Origin of the sequence: Bradyrhizobium sp. ma5 (genome assembly GCF_042258955.1) — a bacterium.
Classification (GTDB): Bacteria; Pseudomonadota; Alphaproteobacteria; order Rhizobiales; family Xanthobacteraceae; genus Bradyrhizobium.
Genome location: NZ_CP170156.1, coordinates 2,615,990 through 2,641,228, shown reverse-complemented (window position 1 = coordinate 2,641,228; position 25,239 = coordinate 2,615,990). Strand labels below are relative to the sequence as shown.

The 25,239-nt window shown below is 64.9% G+C and carries 24 protein-coding genes and 1 pseudogene; 14 read left to right on the top strand and 11 right to left on the bottom strand.

The genetic code is table 11. The features are described 5' to 3' along the window. Window positions 1-10 precede the first annotated feature (10 nt). Both puuE and ACE103_RS12205 read right to left on the bottom strand, forming a co-directional pair. On the bottom strand, window positions 11-949 hold the full coding sequence (gene puuE / locus ACE103_RS12210; protein ID WP_375779616.1) for an allantoinase PuuE: 939 nt from the start codon (window positions 947-949) through the stop codon (window positions 11-13). Between the two features lies 1 nt (window position 950). After that, window positions 951-1,364, bottom strand: a complete 414-nt coding sequence (locus tag ACE103_RS12205) for a DUF3830 family protein (protein ID WP_016843084.1) — start codon at window positions 1,362-1,364, stop codon at window positions 951-953. A gap of 199 nt (window positions 1,365-1,563) precedes the next feature. Here ACE103_RS12205 and ACE103_RS12200 point away from each other — a divergent pair, with 199 nt between their 5' ends. The 3 genes from ACE103_RS12200 to ACE103_RS12190 all read left to right on the top strand — a co-directional run bounded on the left by ACE103_RS12200 (window position 1,564) and on the right by ACE103_RS12190 (window position 3,798). Beyond that, window positions 1,564-2,298 carry an SDR family NAD(P)-dependent oxidoreductase gene (locus tag ACE103_RS12200; RefSeq protein WP_375779615.1) on the top strand — a complete coding sequence of 245 codons (735 nt, stop codon included), beginning with the start codon at window positions 1,564-1,566 and terminating at the stop codon, window positions 2,296-2,298. Between the two features lie 212 nt (window positions 2,299-2,510). After that, the gene (gene trpS, locus ACE103_RS12195) at window positions 2,511-3,512 is read left to right on the top strand and encodes a tryptophan--tRNA ligase (RefSeq protein WP_375779614.1); all 1,002 of its coding nucleotides are present in this window, start codon (window positions 2,511-2,513) and stop codon (window positions 3,510-3,512) included. An 82-nt stretch (window positions 3,513-3,594) separates the two neighbouring features. Beyond that, window positions 3,595-3,798 (top strand): hypothetical protein, encoded by a 204-nt coding sequence (locus ACE103_RS12190; RefSeq protein ID WP_375779613.1) that lies wholly within the window; start codon window positions 3,595-3,597, stop codon window positions 3,796-3,798. Between the two features lie 12 nt (window positions 3,799-3,810). Here ACE103_RS12190 and ACE103_RS12185 read toward each other — a convergent pair whose 3' ends face one another. From ACE103_RS12185 to ACE103_RS12175, 3 genes are all read right to left on the bottom strand, one after another. Further along, a complete protein-coding gene (locus ACE103_RS12185) occupies window positions 3,811-4,701 on the bottom strand; it encodes an aldose 1-epimerase family protein (RefSeq protein ID WP_375779612.1) in 891 nt (296 codons plus the stop codon). A gap of 110 nt (window positions 4,702-4,811) precedes the next feature. Next, the gene (locus tag ACE103_RS12180) at window positions 4,812-5,579 is read right to left on the bottom strand and encodes an enoyl-CoA hydratase-related protein (RefSeq protein ID WP_375779611.1); all 768 of its coding nucleotides are present in this window, start codon (window positions 5,577-5,579) and stop codon (window positions 4,812-4,814) included. A 51-nt stretch (window positions 5,580-5,630) separates the two neighbouring features. Next, on the bottom strand, window positions 5,631-6,065 hold the full coding sequence (locus ACE103_RS12175) for a MarR family winged helix-turn-helix transcriptional regulator (protein WP_223968234.1): 435 nt from the start codon (window positions 6,063-6,065) through the stop codon (window positions 5,631-5,633). A gap of 267 nt (window positions 6,066-6,332) precedes the next feature. Between ACE103_RS12175 and ACE103_RS12170 the strand changes: the two genes are divergently transcribed. After that, a complete protein-coding gene (locus ACE103_RS12170; RefSeq protein WP_375779610.1) occupies window positions 6,333-7,232 on the top strand; it encodes a CHAD domain-containing protein in 900 nt (299 codons plus the stop codon). Between the two features lie 114 nt (window positions 7,233-7,346). Further along, window positions 7,347-8,588 (top strand): annotated as a pseudogene (locus tag ACE103_RS12165) (SulP family inorganic anion transporter); the annotation flags it as partial. Between the two features lie 35 nt (window positions 8,589-8,623). On the opposite strand, the gene ACE103_RS12160 reads toward ACE103_RS12165, so the two are convergent. Further along, complete coding sequence (locus ACE103_RS12160) at window positions 8,624-9,634, bottom strand: LacI family DNA-binding transcriptional regulator (RefSeq protein ID WP_158231170.1); 1,011 nt, start codon at window positions 9,632-9,634, stop codon at window positions 8,624-8,626. A 98-nt stretch (window positions 9,635-9,732) separates the two neighbouring features. Between ACE103_RS12160 and ACE103_RS12155 the strand changes: the two genes are divergently transcribed. The 4 genes from ACE103_RS12155 to ACE103_RS12140 all read left to right on the top strand — a co-directional run bounded on the left by ACE103_RS12155 (window position 9,733) and on the right by ACE103_RS12140 (window position 14,454). After that, a complete protein-coding gene (locus tag ACE103_RS12155) occupies window positions 9,733-10,605 on the top strand; it encodes a phytanoyl-CoA dioxygenase family protein (protein ID WP_375779609.1) in 873 nt (290 codons plus the stop codon). Between the two features lie 77 nt (window positions 10,606-10,682). Then, window positions 10,683-12,029 (top strand): MFS transporter, encoded by a 1,347-nt coding sequence (locus ACE103_RS12150; RefSeq protein WP_375779608.1) that lies wholly within the window; start codon window positions 10,683-10,685, stop codon window positions 12,027-12,029. 3 nt (window positions 12,030-12,032) lie between these two features. Further along, window positions 12,033-12,887, top strand: a complete 855-nt coding sequence (locus tag ACE103_RS12145) for a sugar phosphate isomerase/epimerase family protein (protein ID WP_375779607.1) — start codon at window positions 12,033-12,035, stop codon at window positions 12,885-12,887. Window positions 12,888-12,951: 64 nt separating this feature from the next. Next, entirely contained in the window at window positions 12,952-14,454 is a 1,503-nt protein-coding gene (locus ACE103_RS12140; protein WP_375779606.1) for a hypothetical protein, read from the top strand. A 14-nt stretch (window positions 14,455-14,468) separates the two neighbouring features. Here ACE103_RS12140 and ACE103_RS12135 read toward each other — a convergent pair whose 3' ends face one another. Together ACE103_RS12135 and ACE103_RS12130 are read right to left on the bottom strand one after the other, a co-directional pair. Next, a complete protein-coding gene (locus tag ACE103_RS12135) occupies window positions 14,469-15,254 on the bottom strand; it encodes a division plane positioning ATPase MipZ (protein WP_375779605.1) in 786 nt (261 codons plus the stop codon). Window positions 15,255-15,547: 293 nt separating this feature from the next. Beyond that, complete coding sequence (locus ACE103_RS12130; protein WP_194455818.1) at window positions 15,548-16,336, bottom strand: crotonase/enoyl-CoA hydratase family protein; 789 nt, start codon at window positions 16,334-16,336, stop codon at window positions 15,548-15,550. 105 nt (window positions 16,337-16,441) lie between these two features. Between ACE103_RS12130 and ACE103_RS12125 the strand changes: the two genes are divergently transcribed. The 4 genes from ACE103_RS12125 to ACE103_RS12110 all read left to right on the top strand — a co-directional run bounded on the left by ACE103_RS12125 (window position 16,442) and on the right by ACE103_RS12110 (window position 20,102). Next, complete coding sequence (locus ACE103_RS12125; protein WP_375779604.1) at window positions 16,442-17,011, top strand: TetR/AcrR family transcriptional regulator; 570 nt, start codon at window positions 16,442-16,444, stop codon at window positions 17,009-17,011. Window positions 17,012-17,048: 37 nt separating this feature from the next. After that, window positions 17,049-17,807, top strand: a complete 759-nt coding sequence (locus tag ACE103_RS12120; RefSeq protein ID WP_375779603.1) for an SDR family NAD(P)-dependent oxidoreductase — start codon at window positions 17,049-17,051, stop codon at window positions 17,805-17,807. Between the two features lie 112 nt (window positions 17,808-17,919). Beyond that, complete coding sequence (locus ACE103_RS12115) at window positions 17,920-18,843, top strand: glutathione S-transferase family protein (protein ID WP_375779602.1); 924 nt, start codon at window positions 17,920-17,922, stop codon at window positions 18,841-18,843. A 224-nt stretch (window positions 18,844-19,067) separates the two neighbouring features. After that, window positions 19,068-20,102, top strand: coding sequence for an LLM class flavin-dependent oxidoreductase (locus ACE103_RS12110; protein ID WP_375779601.1), 1,035 nt, complete (start codon window positions 19,068-19,070; stop codon window positions 20,100-20,102). 84 nt (window positions 20,103-20,186) lie between these two features. Here the strand turns inward: ACE103_RS12110 and ACE103_RS12105 are convergent, their stop codons facing one another. Continuing rightward, window positions 20,187-20,420, bottom strand: a complete 234-nt coding sequence (locus ACE103_RS12105) for a porin (protein ID WP_375779600.1) — start codon at window positions 20,418-20,420, stop codon at window positions 20,187-20,189. 320 nt (window positions 20,421-20,740) lie between these two features. On the opposite strand from ACE103_RS12105, the gene ACE103_RS12100 reads away from it, so the two are divergent. Then, window positions 20,741-21,523 (top strand): tetratricopeptide repeat protein, encoded by a 783-nt coding sequence (locus ACE103_RS12100; protein ID WP_375781095.1) that lies wholly within the window; start codon window positions 20,741-20,743, stop codon window positions 21,521-21,523. A 27-nt stretch (window positions 21,524-21,550) separates the two neighbouring features. Here ACE103_RS12100 and ACE103_RS12095 read toward each other — a convergent pair whose 3' ends face one another. Both ACE103_RS12095 and ACE103_RS12090 read right to left on the bottom strand, forming a co-directional pair. Next, window positions 21,551-22,261, bottom strand: a complete 711-nt coding sequence (locus ACE103_RS12095; RefSeq protein ID WP_375779599.1) for a hypothetical protein — start codon at window positions 22,259-22,261, stop codon at window positions 21,551-21,553. 741 nt (window positions 22,262-23,002) lie between these two features. After that, window positions 23,003-24,577: a porin gene (locus ACE103_RS12090; RefSeq protein ID WP_375779598.1), complete on the bottom strand. Its 1,575-nt coding sequence runs from the start codon at window positions 24,575-24,577 to the stop codon at window positions 23,003-23,005. Window positions 24,578-25,239: the final 662 nt, after the last annotated feature.

Below are 25,239 nucleotides of genomic sequence, written 5' to 3'. Positions count from 1 at the left end.
CAACGCCGACCTACCCGATCTCGAATGCGTCCGCGGCGAGATGCTTCAGATTGGCGTGCCAATGCTCGGCGATCGCGAGCCGGGTCGGCACCCAGACGTGCTCGTGCTTCTGGATGTAGTCGAGGAAGCGCATCAGCGCCGCAGCGCGGCCGGGACGGCCGACGACGCGGCAATGCAGGCCGACCGACATCATCTTGGGTGAGGTCGCGCCCTCGGCATAGAGCACGTCAAAACTGTCCTTCAGATAGGTGTAGAACTCGTCGCCGCCGCCAAAGCCCTGCGCGTTGATGAAGCGCATGTCGTTGGCATCGAGCGTGTAAGGAATGACAAGGTGCGCTTCGGTGCCGGCAGCCTTGATCCAGTACGGCAGATCGTCGGCGTAGGAGTCGCAGAGATAGCGCAGGCCGCCCGCCTCCATCAAAAGCCGCAGCGTGTTGATCGAGGAGCGGCCGGTGTACCAGCCGAGCGGCCGCGCGCCGGTCGCCTCGGTATGCACGGCGATGGCGCGCGCGATCTCCGCGCGCTCCTCGTCCTCCGACATGTCCTTGTGCTCGACCCAGCGCAGGCTGTGGCTCGCAATGTCCCAGCCCGCCTCCTGCATAGCCGCAACCACATCCGGATTGCGCTTCAGCGCCATCGCGACGCCGAACACTGTGGTGGGCAACTTCCGCTCGGTGAACATCCGCCACAGCCGCCAGAAGCCGGCACGCGCGCCATATTCGAACATGGTCTCGATATTGGCATGACGCCGGCCGACCCAGGGCTGCGCGCCCAGCACGTCGGACAGAAACGCTTCCGAGGCACGATCGCCGTGCAGGATGTTGTTCTCGCCGCCCTCCTCGAAATTGACCACGAACTGTACGGCGACGCGCGCCGCGTCGGGCCATTTCGGATCCGGCGGGTTACGGCCGTAGCCGCGGAGGTCGCGCGGATAGCGGGCCTCGGTCACATCAGATTTCCTCGAAGCGGATGTTCTGCGCGCCCTTCCACAACACGGTCTTGCCGAAGGCGGTGAGGTTCTCCAGCCCCGAGGTCAGCGTGATGAAATGATTGCCGGCGAGCTGGCCCATCTTGCTGGCGAAGTGCACGCCGCCGTAGGCAAGCAGGATCTCGGTTTCGCTGATGCCGCCCGGATAGAGGATGATCTGGCCCGGCGCCGGATAGCTGGTGTGGTTCTCGTAGGAGACGCCGAAGTCGAGATCGCCGAGCGGCATCCAGACCCCCTCGCCGCTCCAGCGCACATGGATCGCCTGGCTCTCGAACGGCATCGCCTTGCGGAAGGCGGCGACCGTCTTCGGCGCGAGCTGCTCCTCGAAGCGGGCGTCAAAGGTGAACTCGCCGGCGCGGACAATCAGTTTGCTCATCGAACTCTCGTGGGTGGGCTGGACAGAATGATGCCCCAACCTTTGACGCCGGCCCGCGCCGGACGCAAGGCCGATTCCGGCTCCAGATGCCGGTTTTTTGCCGCAATGGCGTTCGCGGCAACGCAGATTTGAGCAGGGTTGCGTTGCACCTCGCCTCCCGCTTTGCGAACCTCTCCGCATTCGCAAGGGAGGACGGCCGATGACGACAAACAGTCTGCACGGACATGTGGCGCTGGTGACCGGCGGATCGCGCGGCATTGGTGCTGCCATCGCCAAGATGCTGGCGGACGCTGGCGCTGCCGTCGCGATCAATTATCGCGAGCGGTCGGCCGAGGCGGAAGCGCTGGCGAAGAGCATCACAGCCGCCGGCGGCCGGGCCGCCGCTCTCGGCGCCGACGTCTCGGAAGCCGCCGCTGTCGCCAGCCTGGTCGAACGCGCCAAATCCGAGCTCGGCCCGGTCGACATCCTCGTCAACAATGCCGGGATCGCGATCGTCAGGGGTGTCGACGACCTCACCGAAGAGGATTTCGACCGCACCATCGCGGTCAACCTCAAATCGGCATTCCTCTGCACGCAAGCGGTGCTGCCGATGATGCGCACCCGGAAATGGGGCCGCGTCGTCAACATCTCCTCCGGCGCTGCCCGCGGCGCCGGCGCGATCGGGCCGCACTACAACGCCTCGAAGGCGGCGATGGAGGGCCTGACCCGCGGTTATGCCGCGCGTCTCGTCAAGGAAGGCATCACGGTCAACGCCGTCGCGCCGTCGCTGATCGAGACCGATATGATGAAGGGACAGAGCGGCCTCGTCAGCCGGATCCCAATCGGCCGCTTCGGCACCGCCGAGGAAGTGGCGCAGGCCGTGATGCTGCTGGTCAACAATCCCTACATGACCGGTCAGACCATCGCGATGAGCGGCGGCATGGCGTTCAACTAGGTTTTGGCGATGTCTTGACCGCATCGCAGGTTTGCCCTACCGCTTGCGGCATGAACCGATCGAACCTCATCGCCAATTTCTGGTGGCTCGCCGACTGACAGGCGGGCCGAACGCGTTCATGCATCTTCGGGGCCGCCGCATTGGGCGGCCTTTTTTGTTTGGCATCATCCAGCCCGCATGCGGTGTCCCCATTCAACCGAATGGAGAGACCAGTGACAAAACCGATCATCCTCACCGGCGACCGCACCACCGGGCCGCTGCATCTAGGCCATTACGCCGGCTCGCTCCGAAGCCGCCTCAAATTTCAGGACAGCCATGAGCAATTCCTGCTGCTTGCCGACATGCAGGCGCTAACCGACAATGCTCACGATATCGGCAAGGTCCGCAGCAACGTCATCGAGGTCGCGCTGGATTATCTTGCCATCGGGATCGATCCCGACCGAACCTCGATCTGCCTGCAATCGCAGCTCCCGGCGCTGGCGGAACTGTCGATGCTCTATCTCAACCTCGTCACCGTCGCGCGGCTGGAACGCAACCCCACCATCAAGGACGAGATCCGCGCGCGCGGTTTCGGACGCGACATCCCGGCAGGCTTCCTGTGCTACCCGGTGGCACAGGCCGCCGATATCACCGCGTTTCGCGCCACAATCGTGCCGGTCGGCGAGGATCAGGCGCCCCTGATCGAGCAGACCAACGAGATTATCAGGCGCGTCAACGCGCTCGCGGGCCGTGCGCTGCTGCAGGAAGCCGAAGCCATCATCCCGCGCGCGGGGCGGCTGCCCGGCGTCGATGGACGCGCCAAGATGAGCAAATCCGCGGGCAATGCGATTCCACTGGCGGCTTCGCCCGATGACATCTCGGCGGCCGTGCGCGCGATGTTCACCGATCCCGCTCATCTGCGTGTCACCGACCCCGGCAAGGTCGAGGGCAATGTCGTCTTCACCTATCTCGACGCGTTCGACGACGACCGCGACGCCGTTGAAGAACTGAAGGCGCGTTATCGGCGCGGCGGGCTCGGCGATACGGCCGTCAAGCGGCGGCTGGAGGATATCCTGCAAGCCCTGATCGCACCGATCCGCACACGGCGCGCGGAGCTCGCCAACGATCGCGACCACGTCGTCGACGTGATCAGGCGCGGAACCCTGAAAGCGCGGGAGATTACTGAGCGTACCAGGCGCGACGTCATGGCGGGGCTTGGCTTGTTCCAGCTGTGAACGCGCCGTCATCAAAGCGTGGCAGGAACTGTGGTTGGCTATGACAGTTGTCCGCTTGGCGAAACCGGATTTGGAGCCTGTCGTGATCGATCCGAAAACGCTTCTCGAACGCGCCGCACAGCTGTCTGATCAAGCCAAGGGCGAGCAAGATACCGGCATCCGCGAGCGGTTGCTGCGCATGGCCGAGCATTACCGCGATCTCGCCGCGCACGAGGCCTGGGCGCATGAAAACCCGCCATCGGTGGGCGCGCTCACGGGTGCGCTCGGCAGCCGCGCAGCGCATTGAGCTGATCCTCGATCAGCTCACGCGAAGGCGATAGCCCAGCGACTGACGTGCGCCCGGTGCGATGTGCATCAGGCCCGGCTTGTCGGCGAACTCGCCATCGAACTCCGCGGGGCTGGCAAATCCGTGCCACGGCTCGATGCAAAGGAACGGCGCGCCGCCAGGCTTCGACCAGATGCCGAGTTCGCGAAAGCCGCGCCAAGACATTTCGATCGCCCGGCCTTGCGTGGCTGCTGCCGGGCCTAGTGTCGCCGTGAACAAGACCGATCTACTCGCGACCTGATCGAAGATCATCGCGTCGTCATCGAACAGCTCCTCCGACAGCGCAAGCGATCTGCCCTTGACCGGATTGGGTTCAGGCTGCGGCCGCATCAATCCATCCTTCAGCCGCCGGATCGGCGCAGGTTCAGTCTTGCCGAAGGTCAGCGTGTAAGCCTCCTTCGGCAGCCCCTGCACCAGCGGCCAGTTGAAGGCGGGATGACCGCCGAGCGAGGCCGGCAGCATCTCGTCGCCAGTGTTGATGACGTCGAAGGCGACGTCGAGATCGGTGCCATCGACCGCATAGGTGACCTCGAGCCTGAACGCGAAGGGGTAGCGCGCTCGGGTTTCCGCATCGTCGATGAGAGCGAGCTTGCACGATCGCGGTCCCTGCTCGACCCATTCAAAACGCCGGTCCCGCGCAAAGCCGTGCTGCGTCATCGGATAGGCCTTGCCGTCGTGGCGCAGCGTGTCGTTCTTCAGCCGGCCGACGATCGGGAACAGGATCGGCGCATGGCGCGGCCATTGCGGGCCGGCCGGCCACAGCAGTTCCGCCCCTTCGGCATTCCTGAGCGACGACAGTTCGGCGCCCTGGGCCGAGATGGTCGCGGAGATATTCTCGCCGCGCAGCGTGTAACTGTCGCTCATGCCTCGCCTCGCCGGTTGCGTCATGCCCCCACACGAGATGTTCGATGCTGGCGATGCCGTCAACCCCAAAGCGATGGGCCGCCCGCGCGTGGCGGCCCGTAGCCTCAAGCCTACCCGGTGATCTTGGAGAAATCGGGCTGGCGGCGCTCGGCAAAGGCCGCAAAAGCCTCGCGCGCTTCCGCGCTCATCAGCCGCTGCTGGAAGATTTCGCCCTCACGCGCCATTTGCGCGCTGATCCCAGCGGGATCGCGCATCAAGGCCTTGGTGTGCTGGAGCGAGCCGAACGGCCGCTTCGCCAGCGCGTCCGCCGCCGCACGTGCCTTGGCGCGGAGATCCGCAAGCGGCACCACGGCATTGGCAAGGCCGATGGAGACCGCGGTTTCTGCCTCGACCGGCTCGCCGAGCGCGAACATCGCATAGGCGCGCGCATAGCCGATCCGCTGCGGCAGCAGATAGGTCGACGCCGCCTCCGGCACCAGCGCGAGATTGACGAACGGCGTGATCAGCCGCGCGGTCGGCGCGAGGTAGACGAGGTCGCAATGCAGCAGCATGGTGGTGCCGATCCCGACCGCATTGCCCTGCACGGCGGCAACCAGCGGCCGCGTCGCCTTGGCGAGGCCGGCGAGGAAGCGCGACACATGACGCTCGCCCTGCACGCCGCGCGACACCGCCGCGAAATCGGCGAGATCGTTGCCCGCGGTAAAGCTGTCGCCGTCGCCCTGGAGCAGCACGGCGCGGATCGCAGGGTCGCCTTCCGCGCGTTCGAGCGCGTCGGCCATCGCGCCATACATCGCGTTGGTGATCGCGTTTTTCTTGTCCGGACGCGCCATCGTCACGGTGAGAACGCCACCGTCCAGCGTTACGACCACTTCACTCATGTCTCACTCCTGTTGCTTGCTTCCTGTTTGACGCGTTGTCTTGAAGGCGCGCTAGCCGTCTTTGTCCTTCGGAAACTTCTCTTGCAGGCTGGTCAGCCAGCGCGACACGACATCGATCTCCGCTTCCGAAAACCCGTCCATCAGACGGTTGTTGATCACCCTGGTCCGCGTTGCGGCTCGCTTGCCGAGCTCCTGCCCCGCGGCGGTCAGATGCAGCCGCTGGCTGCGCCCGTCCTCACCGTCGCGCCGGCGCTTCACGAGGCCCGCGCGCTCCATCCGGTCGGCTAGCCCCGACATCGCCGACGGCACGATGTCGACCGCCTGCGAGACATCGCCAATCAGCGCGCCGTCATTGCGCCCGAGGAAGAACAGCACGCCGGCCTGCGCCGACGTCAGATCGTGTGCGGCCGTCTCCTGCTCGATGGCGCGCTGCAGCCGCCGATAGGCCACGGTCAGAAGAAAGATCAGCCGGTGTTCTGCTCTCATGCCCCTGTTATATATTTCGTACGCGAAATATCAAGATATTTCGCGCGCGAAGTATCTTGATATTCGGCACGCGCTGACCGAGCGAGCCACGCAAACTGACCGGAATGCACCCCGCGACCGGGGTGATTGCGACATTTTGAACGCGTCGCCGGATCGCAGCGCTGCGTTCCAGCAGAAAACCCTTGATCGCCAACGATCAAACGGGAAATCTTGCGCCCGGGAGCCCAAGTGTCGCGCTCGCGGCTCGGGCGGGGTCACGAGAGTGTCATGACGTCAGCGGCAAGTTCGGACAGGGAGCGCGTTGTCCGCCCGAAGCGGCCGCGCCATCTCAGCGAAGCCATGCGTTGCGAGACCGCGTTTCGCCTGATCCTGTCCGAATGCCTCGAGGAAGTCGCGACCAACCACGAGGCGCTGAGCTCCGGCGATCCGGCCGCGCTCCACCAGACCCGCATAGCACTGACGCGGCTGAAGGCGGCGGTCGCGTTCTACGGCCCGATGGTCGCGGACGCCGAATGGACGCGGCTGAAGTCCGAGCTGAAATGGCTGAGCGCCCATCTCGGCGCAACACGCGACCTCGACGTCGCGATCGAGAACAGCAAGGAGATGCCGGAGGAACAGATGCTTAGGACGGCACGCGCCGATGCGTTCGAAGCCCTGAAGGAGGCCTTGCAGAGCGATCGTTACTGGCAATGGTTCGACGGCATGTGGGACTGGGTCGGCAGCGGCCCCTGGACCGCGCGGCAGAACCGCCGTGCCGCGCAACGACGGGCCGTGCCGGTGTCGGTGTTTCACGCGCGCCGGCTGGCGCGGTGGCATGGCAAACTGTGCCAGAAGAGCCGCGGGCTGCAAGGTATGGGCAAGAACAAGCGCCACCGCGTCCGGCTCGCCAGCAAGCGGCTGCGCTACGCCATCGAGTTCTCGGAAGGCGGATTGCCGCCCGGCGAATACGCGTCATGGCGGATCGTCCTCAAGCATCTGCGCAAGGGACAGCAACTGCTCGGCGAACTGAACGATGATGAGGTCCGCCGCGCGCTGCTCGAAAACGCCGATGCGCTCGCGCGACGCGACGATGAGCGCAAGGCCAAGCACCAGCGCGTGCATGAGCGGAAACGCAAGAGCCGCCTGCTGCGCCGCGCCGCGGACATCTACCGGAAGATTGCCGAATGAACGCAGCCTCTCTTCCGCGGCCCGCGCAGCTGTCGTCCGCAACAATTCCCCGCAGGTTTGCCGCATCCAGCGACGCTGCCCGTTTCCTTCATTCCCCTCCCCAAGGTTATCCCCATGCCTGACGGTTCCTCTACGGCGCATCTCTATCGTCCCAAGCTCGTCACCACGCTGACCGAAGGCTACGGCGTCGATGCATTCCGCCACGACGTGATGGCGGGATTGACCGTCGCTGTGGTGGCGCTGCCGCTATCGATGGCGATCGCAGTGGCCTCGGGCGTGACGCCGGAGCGCGGGCTGTTCACGGCCATCGTCGGCGGCTTCCTGGTCTCTGCCCTCGGCGGCAGCCGGTTTCAGATCGGCGGGCCGGCCGGCGCCTTCATCGTGCTCGTCGCGGCGACGGCCGCAAAGTTCGGCGTCGAGGGGCTGCTGCTTACCGTGCTGGTTTCCGGCCTGATGCTGACGCTGATCGGCGCGTCCGGCCTTGGCTCGCTGATCCGCTACATCCCGCATCCCGTCACCGTCGGTTTCACCTGCGGAATTGCGGTCACCATTCTGGCCAGCCAGCTGCGCGATCTCGGCGGGCTGACGCTTGCAGGTCACGAGCCCGGGCCGTTCCTGCCAAAGCTCGCCGCCCTTGGCCACGCGCTGCCGACCCTGAACGGGTCCGCGCTCGCAATCGGCGTCGGCTCGGCAGCCGTGATCTTCGGCCTGCGCGCCTGGCGGCCGGCCTGGCCGGCGATGCTGATCGCGATTGCGATCGCGTCGGTCGCGGCGCTGCTGCTGCACCTGCCGGTTGAGACCATCGGCAGCCGGTTCGGCGAAATTCCGCGCGGCCTGCCGGTGCCGCATCTGCCGGAATTCTCCTGGGCACTGCTGATGCAGGTCCTGCCGGCATCGCTCTCCTTCACGCTGCTCGGCGGCGTCGAGAGCCTGCTCTCGGCCAAGGTCGCCGACGGCATGACCGGCCGCAAGCACCGTTCCAACATGGAGCTGGTGGCGCAGGGCATCGCCAACGTCGCGTCCGCATTCTTCGGCGGAATCAGCGTCACCGGCACCATCGCACGCACCGCGACCAACATCCGGGCCGGAGCCCGCAGTCCCCTGTCAGGCATGATGCACGCGGCGTTCGTGCTGTCGTTCATGATCGTGGCGGCGCCGCTGGCGAGCTATATCCCGCTGTCGGCGCTGGCCGGCGTCCTCGTCGTCGTGTGCTGGTACATGGCCGAGAAGGAGGCGTTCCTGGAGCTGATCAAAGACTGGCGCGGTGCCGCGGTGCTGATCCCGACCTTCGGCCTGACGGTGTTCGAGGACCTGACATTCGGCATCATCACGGGATGCGTGATCGCTGCACTGCTCGCCGGCATCGACCGCTGGCAGCGGCGAACCAAAACCTAGCCGCTGTCGCGCAGCACCAGCTCGAAGCCGAGATCGATGCGGCGCTCGCCGCCGCGCTCCAGGGTCAACGTCGCCGCGGTGCGGCCGATCGCGTCGCCATGCACGCTGATCGTGCTCAATGTCGGCGAGATCAGCTGGCCCATTTCGAGATCGCCGAGCCCGATCACGGCGACCGGCTGCGCCGATGCGGGCCCGTCGCGCAGCAGCCCGGCCTTGCGCAGCCCCGACATGAAGCCGATCGCATGCGCATCGTTGGCGGCGAACACCGCATCGACATCAGGCAGGCGCGCATGCGCCGCCACGCTGCCGGAGTCCTTGCGGTCGAGGATCAGCCGCCGCGGCTCGGATAGACCGCTTGCCAGCGCCTCGTCCCTGAAGCCGAACCAACGGCGCGTGCCGCGCGGATCGTCGCCCCCGATGAAGGCGAGCTGCTTGCGCCCCTGCGCAACCAGATGCTTGGCGACAGCGACGCCAGCCTTGTAATTGTCGAAGCCCGCGACCGCGTCGATCGGGTTGGCCGGCAGATCCCAGGTCTCGACGATCGGAATCCGCGCATTGCGCAGCAGGCGGCTGCCCTCCTCGGTCGCCGGCGAGCCGACCATGATGATCGCCTCGGGCCGCCGCGACAGCAGCGCCGCCAGCACGCGATCCTCGCGCACCGCATCATAGCGTGACTGCGCCAGGATCACCGAGAAGCCGAGCGGCTCGAGCTTGTCGGACAGGCCCTGCACCGTGTCGGCAAAGATCGAGTTGGCGATGGTCGGCACCAAGACGCCGACCGAATTGGTCCGTGCACTCGCCAGCGCGCCTGCCACCAGGTTCGGGACATAGCCGAGGTCGCGCATCGCCCGCTCGACCCGCGCACGGGTCTCCGGGGCGACCAGGTCGGGCATCCGGACCACCCGGCTCACCGTGATCGAGGAGACGCCCGCGCGCTTGGCCACCTCTGAGAGGGTGGGCGCGGCACCGGTCGGGCCGGTCCCGGGTTCGGTCAGGTCGGAGCTCATGGGCTGGACCCTGCACGATTCCGGGTTGCCAAGCCATGATGTTAGCGCTAGCATCGCCCAATGTTAGCGCTAACATCGAACAGAAAGGGAGAAGCGGCATGATTTCGGACGAGCAGGCCCAGGCCTACAAGCGCGACGGGGTAATCGTGGTCCCCGAGGTGCTGAACCAGGAGACCCTCGGCAAGGTCCGCACGGTGCTCGCCGAGCTGGTGGCCGGCGCCGCCGCCGTGAGCGAGCACACCGACGTCTACGACCTCGAGCCGGGCCACACGCCGGAGACCCCGCGCGTCCGCCGCATCAAGGCGCCGCACAAGGTGCACCCGATCTTCGACGAGATCATCCGCAGCCCCGCGGTGATCTCGATCCTGACCAGGCTGATCGGTCCCGGGCTCCGGCTGCACGGCTCGAAGCTCAATATGAAGTCGGCGCAATACGGCTCGCCGGTCGAGTGGCATCAGGACTGGGCATTCTATCCGCACACCAATGACGACATCCTCGCGATCGGCGTGCTGCTCGACGATTGCGATATCGAGAACGGCCCGATGCTGGTGACGCCGGGATCGCACTCCGGCAGCACGATGTGGGATCATCACGGCGACGACGGCTGCTTCGCAGGCCTGATCGATCCCGACCAGATCCAGGACGACATCAAGCGCGCGGTGCCCTGCATGGGCAAGGCCGGCAGCATGTCGTTCCACCACGTGCGCGCGCTGCACGGCTCGGCGACCAACACATCGGACCGGCCGCGCAACCTGCTGCTCTATGAAGTAGCCGCCAGCGACGCCTGGCCGCTGATGGGCGTGAAGGATTTTGACGAATTCAACAGCCGCCTACTGGCGGGACCGCCGGTGGTTACCCCGCGGCTGACCGACGTGCCGGTGCGGATGCCGTTGCCGCCGGCCAAACGACAGGGATCGATCTACGAGACCCAGTCGGCGTCGAAGAAATCCTACTTCACGCGCGCCGCCTGAGACTTACGACAATGCCCGCGGCGAGCCGCGGGCATTGCTGCTTTCAAGACATAAAAATCAAAATAACGGGGAAACGAATGACCGAGATGGCAACAGATGGCGCTCGCACATCGCGCCTGCGTGTGATCCTGGCCGCAAGCATCGGCTCCGCGCTCGAATGGTACGACTTCTTCCTGTACGGCACCGCGGCCGCGCTGGTGTTCGGCGAGCTGTTCTTTCCGAAGAGCGATCCGGTGGTCGGCACGCTGCTGTCGTTCCTGACCTTCGGCGTCGGCTTCGTGGTGCGGCCGTTCGGCGGCCTCATATTCGGGATCCTCGGCGATCGCTATGGCCGCAAGCCGGTGCTGGTCGCAACGCTGTTGATGATCGGCATCGGCACCACCGCGATCGGCTTCCTGCCGACTTATGCGCAGATCGGCGTCTGGGCGCCGATCCTTCTGGTCGCGATGCGCGTGATCCAGGGCCTCGGCGCCGGTGCCGAATATGGCGGCGCGGTGATCTATCTGGTCGAGAACGCGCCGCCGAAGCATCGCGGCTTCTGGGGCGGCTTCGCGCCGCTCGGCGTCTCCGTCGGCAATCTGCTCGCCGCCGCGGCCTTCGCGCTGGTGACGATGCTGCCGCGCGAGGACTTGATGAGCTGGGGTTGGCGCCTGCCCTTCCTGGCAAGCTTCCTCCTGATCGTGGTCGGCATCTTCGTCCGGATGCGGATCACCGAGACGCCGGTCTACACCCAGGCGGTGGTTGCGCGCGGCAAGGTCGAGCGCAATCCGGCGATGGAGGCGTTGCGCCGGCACCCGCGCAACTTCTTCGTCGTGCTCGGCGCTCGGATGGCCGAAAACGGGCTCGGCTATTTCTTCCCCGTGTTTGGCCTGAGCTACGTCATCACCACGCTGGGCGTGCCGAAGGCGGAGGCGCTCAGCGCCTTGATGCTGGCGTTCACGATCGAGCTGTTTGCGATCCTCGGCTTTGCGGCGTTGTCGGACCGGATCGGACGGCGGCCGGTCTACATGTTCGGCGCGCTGGCCGGCGTGGCGCTTTCCTTCCCGTTCTTCTGGATGGTCGGCACCAAGGAGTGGATCATGATCGCGCTCGCGTTCATCCTGGCGCGCGCCGTGGTGACGGCGGCGATGTTCGGACCGCAGGCGGCGTATTTCGCCGAGCTGTTCCCGCCGCAACGTCGCTTCGCTGGCTTTGCCTTCGCGCGCGAGCTCGGCTCGCTGCTGTCGGGCGGCCCGGCGCCGTTCGTCGCCACCGCGCTGGTGGCAGCCTACGGCACCTGGTGGCCGGTCGCCTGCTACGCGATGTTCCTGTCGGCCTGCACGGTGGTTGCAATCTGGATCGGGCCGGAGACCTATCAGGAGAACATCGCCGCCGACACGAGCGATCAGGCCGAGCTGCCCGCGGCGATCCCGGCGCGGGCCTGATCGGTGGCGCAGCAACTGCGCGTCCTGCAGTCGCTCTGGGCAATGGAGCGGCGGCTGGCCGACGAGGACGAGTGGCCGCTGCAAACCCAGCTCGCGATGATCCGCGATGCCGGGTTTGACGGCGCCGGCGTGCGCTTCATCGATCCCGCCTTCGCGCGCGAGGTGACGAGCTTCCTTCGCGCGCATGGCATGATCTGGCAGGCGCAATGCTATCCGAAGAACGTCGACGACCTGAAACCGGTGCTCGAGCTGGTGGCACAGCTCGGTGCAGATCACGTCAACCTGCAACCGGACATCCGTCCGCGGCGGCTCGCCGACTGCATTCCCCTGCTCGAAGGCTGGCGGCGGCTTGGCGCGCAGGCCGGCGTCGCCGTGCATGTCGAGACCCATCGCGATCGCATGACGACTGACCTGTTCTTCCTGCTCGATCTGCTCGACCGCTTTCCCGATCTGCGGCTGACCGCCGATCTCTCGCATTACCTGGTCGGGCGCGAATTCGCCTGGCCGGTCGACGACGTCAATCATGCGATGATCCACCGAATCCTCGACAATGCCTGGGGCATCCACGGCCGCATCGCGAGCCGCGAGCAGGTGCAGATCTCGCTCGGCTTTCCGCAGCATCAGGGTTGGGTGTCGCTGTTCACGGACTGGTGGGACTACGGCATCCGCTCCTGGCGCAAGCGCGCCGGGCCCGATGCGACCCTGACCTTCCTGTGTGAGCTCGGTCCCCCGCCCTATGCCATCACCGGGCCCGATGGCAGGGAATTGTCCGACCGCTGGCAGGACGCGCTGGCCATGAAGGACATGATCCGCACGCTGTGGAACCGCATCGCGAACGAGCCGCACGGCGCTGCATAGCGTTGATTGAAGCAAGCCGCGGCGGCATTCTGAGCCACCGCAACTCGAAACGCCGCGAGGACCCGTGCGCGTCGCCAGCGCATATCCGCGTCGCCTCATCGCATGCGTCGTCTGGGCGCTGGCCGCCCTGGTCTGCACCAAGGCGACTGCGGCGGAGCTGACGCTTGACGTCGCCACCATGCCGCGGGTTGCGAGCATCGACCCGCGCTTCCAGTCCTACAACATCGAGATGGTCGAGGTGACCGGCGGGCAATTCTGGAAGCCCTATGCCACCGCACGGCCCGGCACGAAGCCCGAACGGTTCGCAGCGCGCGCGCCGATCGATCTGCACGACGGCAGGCTGCGCAAGCTCGCAGCGGCACTCGCTCCCGCCTACCTCCGTGTCAGCGGAACCTGGGCCAACAGCACGTTCTTTGCAGATTCCGACGCGCCACCGGCTGCACCGCCGGCCGGCTTCAAGGGCGTGCTGACGCGACAGCAGTGGCAGGGCGTGGTCGACTTCTCGCACGCCGTCGATGCTCCCATTGTCGCGTCCTTCGCGATCAGCGCCGGCACGCGTGGCACTGAAGGCCGATGGAACTTCGAGCAGGCCCGGCAGCTTCTCGCCTTCACGAAATCCACCGGCGGCCGGATCGCCGCAGCCGAGTTCATGAACGAGCCCGATCTGCCGGCCATCGGCGGCGCCCCAGAACGCTACGATGCCGCGGCCTACGGCCGCGATTTTGCAACGTTCCGCGCATTCATGAAGGACACCGCGCCCGACGTGACGATCCTCGGCCCAGGCACGATCGGCACCGGCGCGGATACAAAGGCCCTCTTTGCGGTTTCAGCGGCGGGCATCGACGCGGTCTCCTACCATCATTATGGCGCGCTCTCGGCGCGATGTTCCGGCGATCGCACCGCAAGGCAGGCGCTGTCAGACCAATGGCTGGCGCGAACCGGCAAGACACTCGCCTTCTACCAGGCGCTGCGCGACCGGCTCGCACCGGGCAAGCCGATCTGGCTGACCGAGACCGCGGAGACCGCGTGCGGCGGCAACCGCTGGGCCGCGACCTTCGCCGATACGTTCCGCTATCTCGATCAGCTCGGGCGGCTCGCCAAGGCGGGTGTTCAGGTGGTGATGCACAACACGCTGGCCGCGAGCGACTACGGGCTGCTCGACGAGCAGACCCATCTGCCGCGGCCGAACTACTGGGCCGCGCTGCTATGGCGACGGCTCATGGGAACCACCGTGCTCGATGCCGGCGTCGACGAGCCCTCCGGTTTCCACGTCTACGCCCATTGCGCGCGCGACCTGCCTGATGGAATAGCCCTGCTCGTCATCAACAATGATCGGCGGACGCGGCGCAAGCTGACGCTGCCGGCGGCATCGCAACGCTACACATTGGCGAGCGAAAGGCCTGCCGACGGCAATGTTCGGCTCAATGGCAGCGCGCTTGCGCTCGGGCCTTCCGACGAGATGCCCGCCCTGAACGGCGAGCCGGCCCCGGCGGGCGCGCTCGTCTTCGCTCCCGCAACGATCACGTTCCTGACCGTTGCCAATGCGGGCAACGCCAACTGCCGGTAGCGATCCGACCTCGCCTACGCCGCGTCGAGGTTGGCGTCGGCGCACTCCGCCGTGCGCGACACCAGGTGGCCCAGCATGATGGCGGTCATCAGCCGCTCCATCTCGAGCCATGCGGTGACATGCGACATGGTCGGCCGGCCACCGAGCGCGAGCTGATTGACGTCGTCGACCGCCGTCAATCCGCGCGGATAGAACTCGCGGAAGATCACGCGCTCGGCCAGGCCGTCGACCAGGCGGAAATTCAGTGTCTTCGATAGTTCGTTGAGGGCTTCGCCGACCAGGCGCTTGTTGCGTGAACCGATCGTCGAGAGGCGGTTGCGCAGCACCACCCACTCGAATGCCGGTTGATCCTGCGCGCTGCGCTCGCGCCGCGCTTCCTCCACCATCTTCGAATAATGGCTGATGCCGGTGACCTTGAAGTCGTTCGGATCGACGGTGCCGAGCACATCGAAGTCGAGGAAGCTGTCGTTCAGCGGCGTAATCAGCGTGTTCGCCAGCGAATGCGTGAACGTCGTCAGATAGGTGTCGTGGCCGGGGCAATCGATGACGACGAAATCGTGCGACCGGCTGAGCCGCTCGACGATCTCGGCAAGCGCGCTGCGGCCGAGCGTCTCGACTTCGCTGCTTCTGCCGCTCACCGTCTCGAAGCACATATGCGCCGGGATATCGAGATTCAGCGAGGTTTGCCGCGCCCAATCCCGCCGGTTATCGACGTAGTGCGTCAGCGACTTCTGCTTGTTGTCGAGATCGATGGTGGCGACACGCTGACCCGCCTTGATCAGCGCAATGGCGACATGCATGGCAATTGTCGACTTGCCCGAGCCGCCCTTGTTATTTCCGACAACAATTACTCGTGCGTTTGTCATGGGAATCCATACCTGACGCTTGAGTGAAAGCAGGACGAAATTGAATTTAATGAATGGATTCGAATCTCCCTGATTCGACGAATCTCGACAAGAGTCGTCGCACGGTCATCGTGATCGAAATTGACGCGGCTGCGACAACATTGTCACAACCGCAATTCGAGCACGTATCGTGAACGCAACGTGCTGCGCCGCGGGCTGGCGCGCCGCCGGGACTAGCGCTTCGGGGACTAGCGCCCCTGGAACACCGCGGCGCGGCGCTCGACGAACGATTTGATGCCCTCGGCAGCGTCGGCCGTGTTCAGCACGCGTTCGCGGATCTGCGGGATGATCGCAATTGCCGCCTGCTCGCCAGCTTCAATGAACTTGCGGCCCGCCTCTTTCGTCACCTGGATTCCGAGTGGCGCGTTGCGCGCGATGATCTCCGCAAGCGCCATCGCACGCTCGATCTGCTGACCGGCCGGCACGACTTCCTGCACGAGACCGATCCGGTGCGCTTCTGCGGCGGTGAACTCGTCGCAGAGCAAGAGGTGATACATCGCATCGCCCCACCCGGCGCGGCTGATGTAGCGGAAATGCGCGCCGGCCAGCGGCGCGATGCCGCGCTTGGCTTCCATCTGGCAGAACCGGCTGTCGTCTGCGGCAATGACGATATCACCGGCCAGCATCATCTCGATCCCGACAGTGAACACGATGCCCTGCACCGCCGTGATGATCGGCTTCCGGCACCGCTTCGACAATCCAAAGGGATCGACGTTGCCTTCCGGCAGCGGCTTGCGGCTTGCCGTCGGACCGAAGAACTTCGGCATGTCGAGACCCGCGGTGAAACTGCCGCCGGCGGCACACAGCACGCCGACCCAGAGGCCGTCATCATTGTCGAGCAGCGTCAGCGCGTCGGACAGCTCGGCCATCATTTCCGGGCTGAAGGCATTCTTCTTCGCGGGATTGTCGATGATGATCTTCAGGATGTGATCATGCCGCTCGTGGCGGACCCGCCCTTCGCTCGCGCTGCCGGACATCTGTTGCTCCCTGCTTTGTGACTGAGAATTTTTCTGGATGATGGTTGTCATCCAGGTGCATGATGGTCATAATCCAGATGGAGAGTCAAACAGGGGCACTGCGAAATGGGCCATTCCCAGGCCGACAAGGCCAGGAGCCGGGAGCGCATCCTGAACGAGGCGGCGACGCAGATCCGCGACAAGGGGATCGACGCGCTCAGCATCGGCGGCCTGATGCAGCAGGTGAAGCTGACCCATGGCGGCTTCTATGGGCACTTTGCCTCGCGTTCCGGCCTGATCGCCGCGGCGCTGGAACAGGCGCTGAATTCAGGCGAAGCGTCGGCGCACGCAGCGCGCGATCCCGAAAGACCGGTCAGCGTCAACGCGCTGGTGCGGAGCTATCTTAGCCGTAGTCATCGCGACTCGCCGAAGTCGGGCTGCGCGATCGGCGCGCTGATCTCGGACGTCGGACGCGCCGACGAGCAGTGCCGCGCGGTGATGGAACCGCACATTGAATCCTTCATCGCCAAGGTCGCCGAGACGTTGGGCGACGACGACGATGCCCGCGCGATCGTCGCGGTGAGTGCGATGGTCGGTGCGCTCGCGATCTCGCGCGTCATCACCGATCCGAAGCGGTCCGATGCCATTCTGCGCACGGTGCGCGATGCCATCGTCGCGATGGCGTCAGACCAATGATTTCGTCCGCGCCGCGGGCAACTTGATGGAGTGAGACATGAACGACCGATCCGCTCTCGAGCCGACCGCCGTGCAAGGAAGCGTGCTGATTGCCGGCGTCGGCGCATCCAACGGCCTCGGCGCCGCGATCGCGCGCCGCTTTGCCGCCGGTGGCTATCCCGTCGCGATCGCCGGGCGCAACGCCGAGAAGCTCGCCGCGACCGCGGCGGAACTCGCGGCAACCGGTGCCAGGGTCAGCCATGTCGTCGGCGATGCCTCAAATGCCGCGGATGTCGCCGGCTTCGTCGAGGCCGCCGGGAAGCTCGCGCCGCTGGCGATGGCCGTGCACAATGCAGGCTCCAACCGGCCGGCGCCGTTCCTCAAGGTCACCGAGCAGCGCTTCGAGGAGCACTGGCGCGAACACGCGCTCGGCGGATTCAAGCTCGCGCAGGCTGCGATCCCTGCCCTGCTGGCGCGCGGCGGCGGCACGCTGGTGTTCACCGGCGCCAGCGGCTCGTTGCGCGGCAAGGCCAACTACGCGCCATTCGCCTCCGCCAAGGCCGCACTGCGCGCGATGGCGCAGAGCGTGGCGCGGGAATTCGGGCCGCAGGGCATTCATGTCGGCCATGTCGTGGTCGACGGCGGCATCGAGGGCGATCGCCTGCTGAGCCTGCGTCCGCAATTGAAGGACGACCGCGGGCCGGATGGGCTGCTCAACATCGCAGCCATCGCGGATGCCTATTGGGTGCTGCATCACCAGCACCGCAGCGCGTGGACGCTGGAGCTCGACCTGCGGCCATGGGCGGAGTCGTTCTGACGGCACGGCGCCGTCGTCGTTCTCCAGCGGAAATGGGTTGCGATCCGCCGGAATCTTGTCAGGCTATGCGACAAAATCCGAGGAGATCGCAGCCCTGTCCCGGGAGAAGGCCATGTCGCAGCCCACGCCGATCCTGCATCATTTCGATCAATCGCCGTTCTCCGAGAAGATCCGCATCATCTTCGGCTTCAAGAAGCTGGCCTGGAACTCGGTACGGATTTCCCGGATCATGCCGCGACCGGATCTGATGCCGATGACCGGCGGCTATCGCCGCACGCCGACGATGCAGATCGGCGCGGACATCTATTGCGACACCCAAATCATCATCCGCGAGCTGGAGCGGCGTTATCCGACGCCGACGCTGTTTCCCGCGGGCCATGCCGGGATGCCCTGGGCGCTCGGCATGTGGACCGACCGGCCGTTCTTCCAGAACACGGTCACCCTCGCGTTCGGCTTCATCGGCGATAAGGTCCCGCAGGATTTCATCGAGGACCGCGAGAAGCTGCGCGGCGCCAAGTTCGATGTCGCTGCCATGACCGCGGCGCTGCCGCAGATGCGCGACCAGTTCCGCGCCCATGTCGACTGGATCGAGGCGCAACTTGGTGATGGCCGGCTGTGGCTGTTCGGCGAGTTCAGCCTCGCCGACGTCAGCGCCTACATGAACGTGTGGTACGCCCGGCAAAGTGTCGCGACGATGGACGAGATCATGAAGCCCTTCCCGCGCGCTGCGGCCTGGGAGGAGCGCGTGCGCGGCATCAGTCACGGCGCGCGCACCGAAATGTCGTCAGCCGACGCGCTCGAGATCGCGGCGAAGGCACAGCCGGAGACGCCGGTTTTCGGCGACCCCTTGGATCCGAACGGTCGCAAGCCCGGCGACATCGTCAGCGTGATGCCGGATGACTACGGCAAGATCCCGGTCCGCGGCGAGATCGTCTCGCTGTCGGCACAGCACATCGCGATCCGCCGGTCCGACGAACGCGCAGGCGAGGTCGTGGTGCATTTCCCGCGGGCCGGCTTCCTGGTCATCCCGGGCTGATCGCCGCAGTCCCGGCCACAGGCCGGATACAAGCGTCCTGGAAACGCTGCGTTTCGCAGCGTGGCCTTGCCGGCCGGCGAACAGGCAATATTTGCACTCTATCTCCAACCGAAGGCTCCACAGCGCAGGCTCGCGGACATCTCTGCAGCAATACAACCTTTCGGCCTGCGTGCGATGGGTGGCCCGTGGCGGATGCTCCGCCACGCCGACAACTGGACTATGTGATGACGACCTCTCTCGAACTCGGGCTCGACACATTCGGCGACGTCACCAAGGACGCTGCCGGCGCGCCGCTGCCCCACGCCCAGGTGATCCGCAACGTCGTCGACGAGGCGGTGCTGGCCGATCAGCTCGGGATCGATTTCATCGGGCTTGGCGAGCACCACCGGGCCGACTTTGCGATCTCCTCCCCCGAGACCGTGCTGGCGGCCATCGCCGCGCGTACCCAAAACATCCGTCTCGGCTCGGCGGTGACCGTGCTGAGCTCGGACGATCCGATCCGCGTCTTCCAGCGCTTCGCGACCGTCGACGCGGTCTCGAACGGCCGCGCCGAGGTGATCCTCGGCCGCGGCTCGTTCACCGAGTCGTTCCCGCTGTTCGGCTTCGACCTCCGGCAATACAACGAGCTGTTCGAGGAGAAGCTCGACCTGTTCACCGAGCTCCTGAAGCAGGAGCCGGTGAGCTGGGAGGGCAAGCTGCGGCCGCCGCTCAGCGGCCAGTCGGTCTATCCGCCGGTCGAGCACGGCCGGCTGAAGACCTGGATCGGCGTCGGCGGCAGCCCCGAATCGGTGGTGCGCGCGGCGCATTACGACCTGCCGCTGATGCTCGCCATCATCGGCGGCGATCCCAAGCGCTTTGCGCCCTATGTCGACCTGCACCAGCGCGCCTACCAGCAGTTCGGCCGGACACCGAAGCCGATCGGCGTGCATTCGCCAGGCTACGTTGCCGAGACGGACGCGCAGGCTCGGGAAGAACTGTGGCCCGACTACAAGGTCATGCGTGACCGGATCGGCAAGGAGCGCGGCTGGCCGCCGATGAGCCGCGACGAGTTCGTGGCCGAGGCCGAACACGGCTCGCTCTATGTCGGCGGACCGGAAACCGTCGCCCGCAAGATCGCGGCGACCGTGAAGGCGCTCGGCGCTGCGCGCTTCCAGCTGAAATATTCGGCGGGCCCGCTGCCGCATGAGAAACTGATGAAGAGCATCGAGCTCTATGGCCGCAAGGTGGTGCCGATGGTGCGCGACATACTCGCCGCCTGATTGGCGAGAGCGAACCCTGCAAAGCAAAACCCCCGGCGTTTTGGCGCCGGGGGCTCTGTTAGATCTTTGTCAGATCAACCGGGATCACCAGTTGCGCTGGACTTTGAGCATCATGGTCAGGGTGTTCTGATTCTTCAGCTCGTAAATCGCAACCGGCTTGCCGAGAGCGGCGCTGCCCGGGAAGGCGACCGTACCGGCAAACTTCTGATCCAGATGGGTGTAGGTCAAGTCACCCGTGAAGGTCAGGTTCTTGACGGGGGTCCACTGGGTCTGCGTGCCGATCTGCGCGATGTTGTAGTCCGGGTTGCAGGAGGTCATGCCTGCGACAGCCGCACCGAGGAACAGCACCCCAAGTACCACCCACACCGTTGCCGGCGGGGCGCGGACGAGGGTCTTGGCGCAGCGGTGCCGCCGAAGATGGTGTTGGCGCCAGCCGGACCACTGAGGTCGTGGATGTTGTAGCGCGTCGCAAGCGGATTGCTCCGGTTGTCATCATGTCGTGTTTTCACGAGACTTTTGATGGACGCGCAGAGGGGCGCGGGCTAAGGCTCAATGAGATTCTCTCTCGCATCCTCCGGAAGCTTCCCGTGAGTGGCAGGCAAAACAATTTCCTCGCTCAAGCGCTGCAACAAGGCGCAATGGCGTTACGAACGCAGCAATTCGGTCAGGCGGAGCAGATTGCAGTCAACATCCTGAAATCCAGCCGCACAGACAGGAACGCAGCGCTTCTGCTCGCCCATGCTTTGAGGGGACAGAAGCGGGAAGCCGAGGCGATTGCGCCGCTCGAGCGGGTTGCGCGCCGCGGCGACGATGGCGAGGTCGAGACCTTGCTTGGCGCATTGTTGTGCGGTGCGGGGCGGGCCACGGACGGCTTGGCACAGCTTCGGCGCACGGTTGCACGCCGCCCGCCATATCTCCCTTCATTTCAGGAACTCGCCGGGCAGCTTGCCAAGGCCGGTCAATACGACGAGGCGATCAGCACGGTCGAGGCCGGCCTGGCGCTGGCCCCCGACAGCGTCGATCTGAAGCTTGATCTCGGGCGGCTGCTGCATGATACCGATGACTTCGCGCGGGCTGCGCATGTCCTGACCGCCGCGCGCGATGCTGCGCCGGGACGCCCCGATATTCTCAACCAGCTCGGGCGGGTCCTGGTCCTGCATGGCGACTACGCCGCGGCCGCGGATGCTTTCCGCCGCGTGCTCGCCCAGTACCCTGACGATCGCTCGACCCGCGCCTACCTTGCCACATCGCTCTTCGAGCAGGGTGAGCGCGACGCTGCCGAGGCGGCGCTGCGCTCCGTCATTCGTGGTCAGCCCCAGCTTCTGGGACGCGCGGCGTTCGTCATGGCCGCGGGATCGCGTGGCCGCTTCTTCTTCGCGCAGAGCGACGCTGCGAAATTCCTCGGCGGGGAAGCAGGCTGAGCGGATCGAACGAAATCTCGTCGCGCCTCAGGCCCTGAAGTTTCTCCGGTAGAGGTTGGGCTGTCGCTTGAGCTCACCCCTGAACTCGCCGACGCGCTTGGCTTCTTCCGCGGTGAATGACGATGCCTGCGCAGTCCAGTCGTCGCGCTTGACCGGAATGCATTGCGCGATGGGTGTCCCCTTGCGGAGGACACCTCGGAAATTCCGGTCGTGCCAGTAAGCCGGGAAGTGCACCCAGTTGTCGGTATAGAGGTCCGAATTGACCAGGCCGCTGAGCGTGGTGAACGGCAGGTCGAAGCGGTTGACGGGATGCGTGAAGTAGATCGCGTAGCCTTCAGGCGCCTCGACGGTCCACAGATTGTGGAATTTGAGAAAGAAGCGGCCCGCTTCGAACAACGGCGTGCCGCTGACCTGACCCGGGTCGTGAAATCCGATCGGCGAGCGCGGAAATTCGGGTGTGCCTCCCGGCGGCAGGTCGTGATCCCAGGTGATTTCGCCGTCCTCGACCTTGAGATCGCAGACCAGTGGCAGCAGGAACCCGCAGGTCATCGCGTCAACGAATGGCGGGCAGCGCTTGATGGTGTCCTCGTCGTGCAGGTTGATCGAGGAAAAGGCCGTTGCCGGCATGGTCTTGAGCCAGTCGGGAATGCCCTGCGCTGCCGGAATGGGCCGCGGTATTAGCCCCTCAAGCCCCGCCGGGCAGCGGAAATTGAGCGTCAGCTTGTTGGTGGTGGACATTGGGCGCTCCGATCTCCTGACGGACTACATCAATGCGTCGCAGCCATTCAAGCGCGTTTTCGCGAACAAGCGTGAACGTCCACGGTCGCTAGCAGACTAAGAAGTGGCTGGAGGACAGGGCTTTTTGTTGTCTCTGACACACGCCAGCAGAACAACTATGGGCTTGAAAGTTCTTTATCGGCTTATGGAATTCCGGGGAGAACAAGCTTCAATGTCACAGAATTTCGTTATGCTGGGGCGCTCGTTTAACGAGCGTTAGATCAATTTGTAACTCGCCTTATAGACGCTCCCTATGAGCATTTTCGAATCCTTGCGATCCCTTTTTCATAGCCCTTCGTCGAGATAAACGGATCAGCTGAACTCTCTCGGCTCAGAGGTTAGGTTTCGCAGGATGATAGGTGAACGGGTCTGCCGCCCATCCTCGGCCATGTCGTTCCAGCCAACCCATCGCCACTAGCTTTCTGCACGTTGGATTGACGCGCTGTATGGAGGCTCCCTCCCCGAAGATGCGCTCAGCAAGTTGGCGCTCTGTGAGACCTGGCTGCTCGCGGATTATACGAACTATTCGTTGGGCTACCGTCATGGCAGGACAAACGTCCGCCGTGGATGGGTCTGCGTCAATGACCCAATTATGACGTGGCGCGAAAGAAAAATGGCTAGCGAGCAGTCACCACCGGGCAAAGCAAAACCCCCGGCGTTTCCACCGGGGGCTCTGTTAGCTTGCAATCAGGTCAACCGGAATTACCAGTTGCGCTGAGCGCGGAGCATCAGGAGAAGCGTATTCTGGTCCTTCAGCTCGTACAAAGCTGTGGGCTTGCCAATGGGAGTGCTGGGCGCCACGACTGTACCTTCGGCCTTCTGATCCAGGTGGGTGTAGGTCAGGTCTGCCGTGAAGGTCAGGTTCTTGACCGGGGTCCACTGGGTCTGCGTGCCGATCTGCGCAATGTTGTAGTCGGGGTTGCAGGTCGTTATAGCAGCTCCACTGCCCGCGGGAGCAAGTGCGCTCCGGAGCGAACCACCCACGCCGCCAACACCGCAGATGAGCACCTTGGCCGTGTCGTTATACATGACAGCAGCATAAGCACCGTAGATCGACGTGTTCCAGTAGGGGTTCCAGTTGTGCACGTATGCACCGCGGAAGCCCCAGGTCTGAACCAGCTGCTGCTGCGTTCCGGTCGCGAACACCGAGTCAGGCGCAATGCCGAACCCTACGCTCTGATAGGCGCCAGGCAGATTGGTGCCACCATAAATGGTGTTCCCACCGGCCGAACCGGCAAGGTCCTGGATGTTGTAGCGCGTCGCACCGTCCGTATAGACGCCTTGCAAGTTGATGGTGTCGCCAGGTCCGGTCGGGAGGTTCTTGATCGACAAGGCCAACTGACCTGCCCAACCCCATCTGTCGTCCGGATGGCCGGTCAACTCAGTGCCGCCGTAGTAGGCCGCGTGGTTGTCATGCGCCGCGAACGACGCCTGGAACAGACCCCAAGCCTGGTCGACGCGCAGCATCGCGACGAAGTCCGGTGCGATCGTGCCAGCGTAATCGCTCGCGCCGAAAGGACCGGTAGCGCCGATAGCAGCACCAATCGGGCTGAGGGCGCCAAGATTGGCCACACCAGCCTGATAGTAGGCCGTCTGATCCTGAGCCGACAGAGACAGCGACACGCCGTTGCCGAACTGAGCGGTGTAGGTGAACTGGTTCACACCAGTGATCGTACCGCCGCCGCCGACGAGACCGTCGAAGTTGTTGCCCGGATAGTTGGCCCACGGAGCCGAGAACTGCGAGACCGCCTTACCCATGGTGAAGCCGGCGAACTGGATGAAGGCGTAGTAGACGCCAACCGTACCGCCTGCAACGCCGCCGGAGTTGGCGTTGTTCGGAGCCGAAGCAGTGCCGATCGGCGAGTAAACGGTCGCGCCGTTGCCTTGGCCGGCGTAGGTGTCGGTCGTCCACGAGAACGTCGCATCGAAGAAGGTACGGACGACGCCGTACTCGGTCGCGGTGCGCGTATCGATGTTCAGGTCTTCACGAGAGCGCCAGGTGTAGCCGTTGGTGAAGCGGTTGTTCGCCGCGCCAGCGCCCGAGGTGTTGCCCGTGTTGTCCGAGTTGGTGTTCGCCAAAACGTCCACACGCAGGTAGCCGCCCAGCTTGATACAGGTATCGGTGCCCGGGATGTAGTAGAAACCGGGACCATACAGGGAGCAAACCTTCACGTACTCGACCGCTTTGGCCTTGACGGGAAGATCGGCCGCCTGAGCTCCGCCGACCGCGACGAGAGCCGCCGCCGAGCCGAGGATAAGGCTCTTAACCATCTTCATGTTAAACCTCCAAGTTGCTCTATCTCAGGGAAGGTTCCGGATCCGCCGGGTAAACACCCTAGGTTGGTTCCCTTTGTCCCTTAAATCCCCGCTCAGTCGCTTCGCGCCTTCGGACACACCCGCATGAACGCGAGGGACTTAAGCGAACCACCTAAAACGGGACGACCTTGGGATGCCCCCCTCCGTCGCAGTTCCATAAGAGACAGAAGGCCCCCGATCACGCAACAAAAGACCGCTCGCGTTGAGGTAAGTTACGGCTGTTTTCGGGCAAATGTTGCACAAATATCACGGGTATTTGAACTGCGGCATATCAGCAAGTCATTGAAATACAAAAAGAATATTTGAGATACCGCTAGCGGGCACAAGTTCGGGCAACATCGGGCGGAACGGTGTGCAAAACGCGTCTTCCCATGGAGAAAGCGAAAATCGGAGCCCGTTCCGGCGCCGCTGATTCCGGCTCGGTGCACAATTTTTCGGCCCGAAAACCCCGGTATCTGAATGACATAGCCCGCCTCAAATACCGTCGACTCGCGCCTGGAAGGGGGCGTTCCGATTGCTCGGTGCAGGCTGGAAGACGGCGGACGGACCGCCTCACATGTGCACTACCGGCGCTACATGTCACCGCGATGTCAGCGTGCGGGATCAGTTGATTTGTTCTCCGT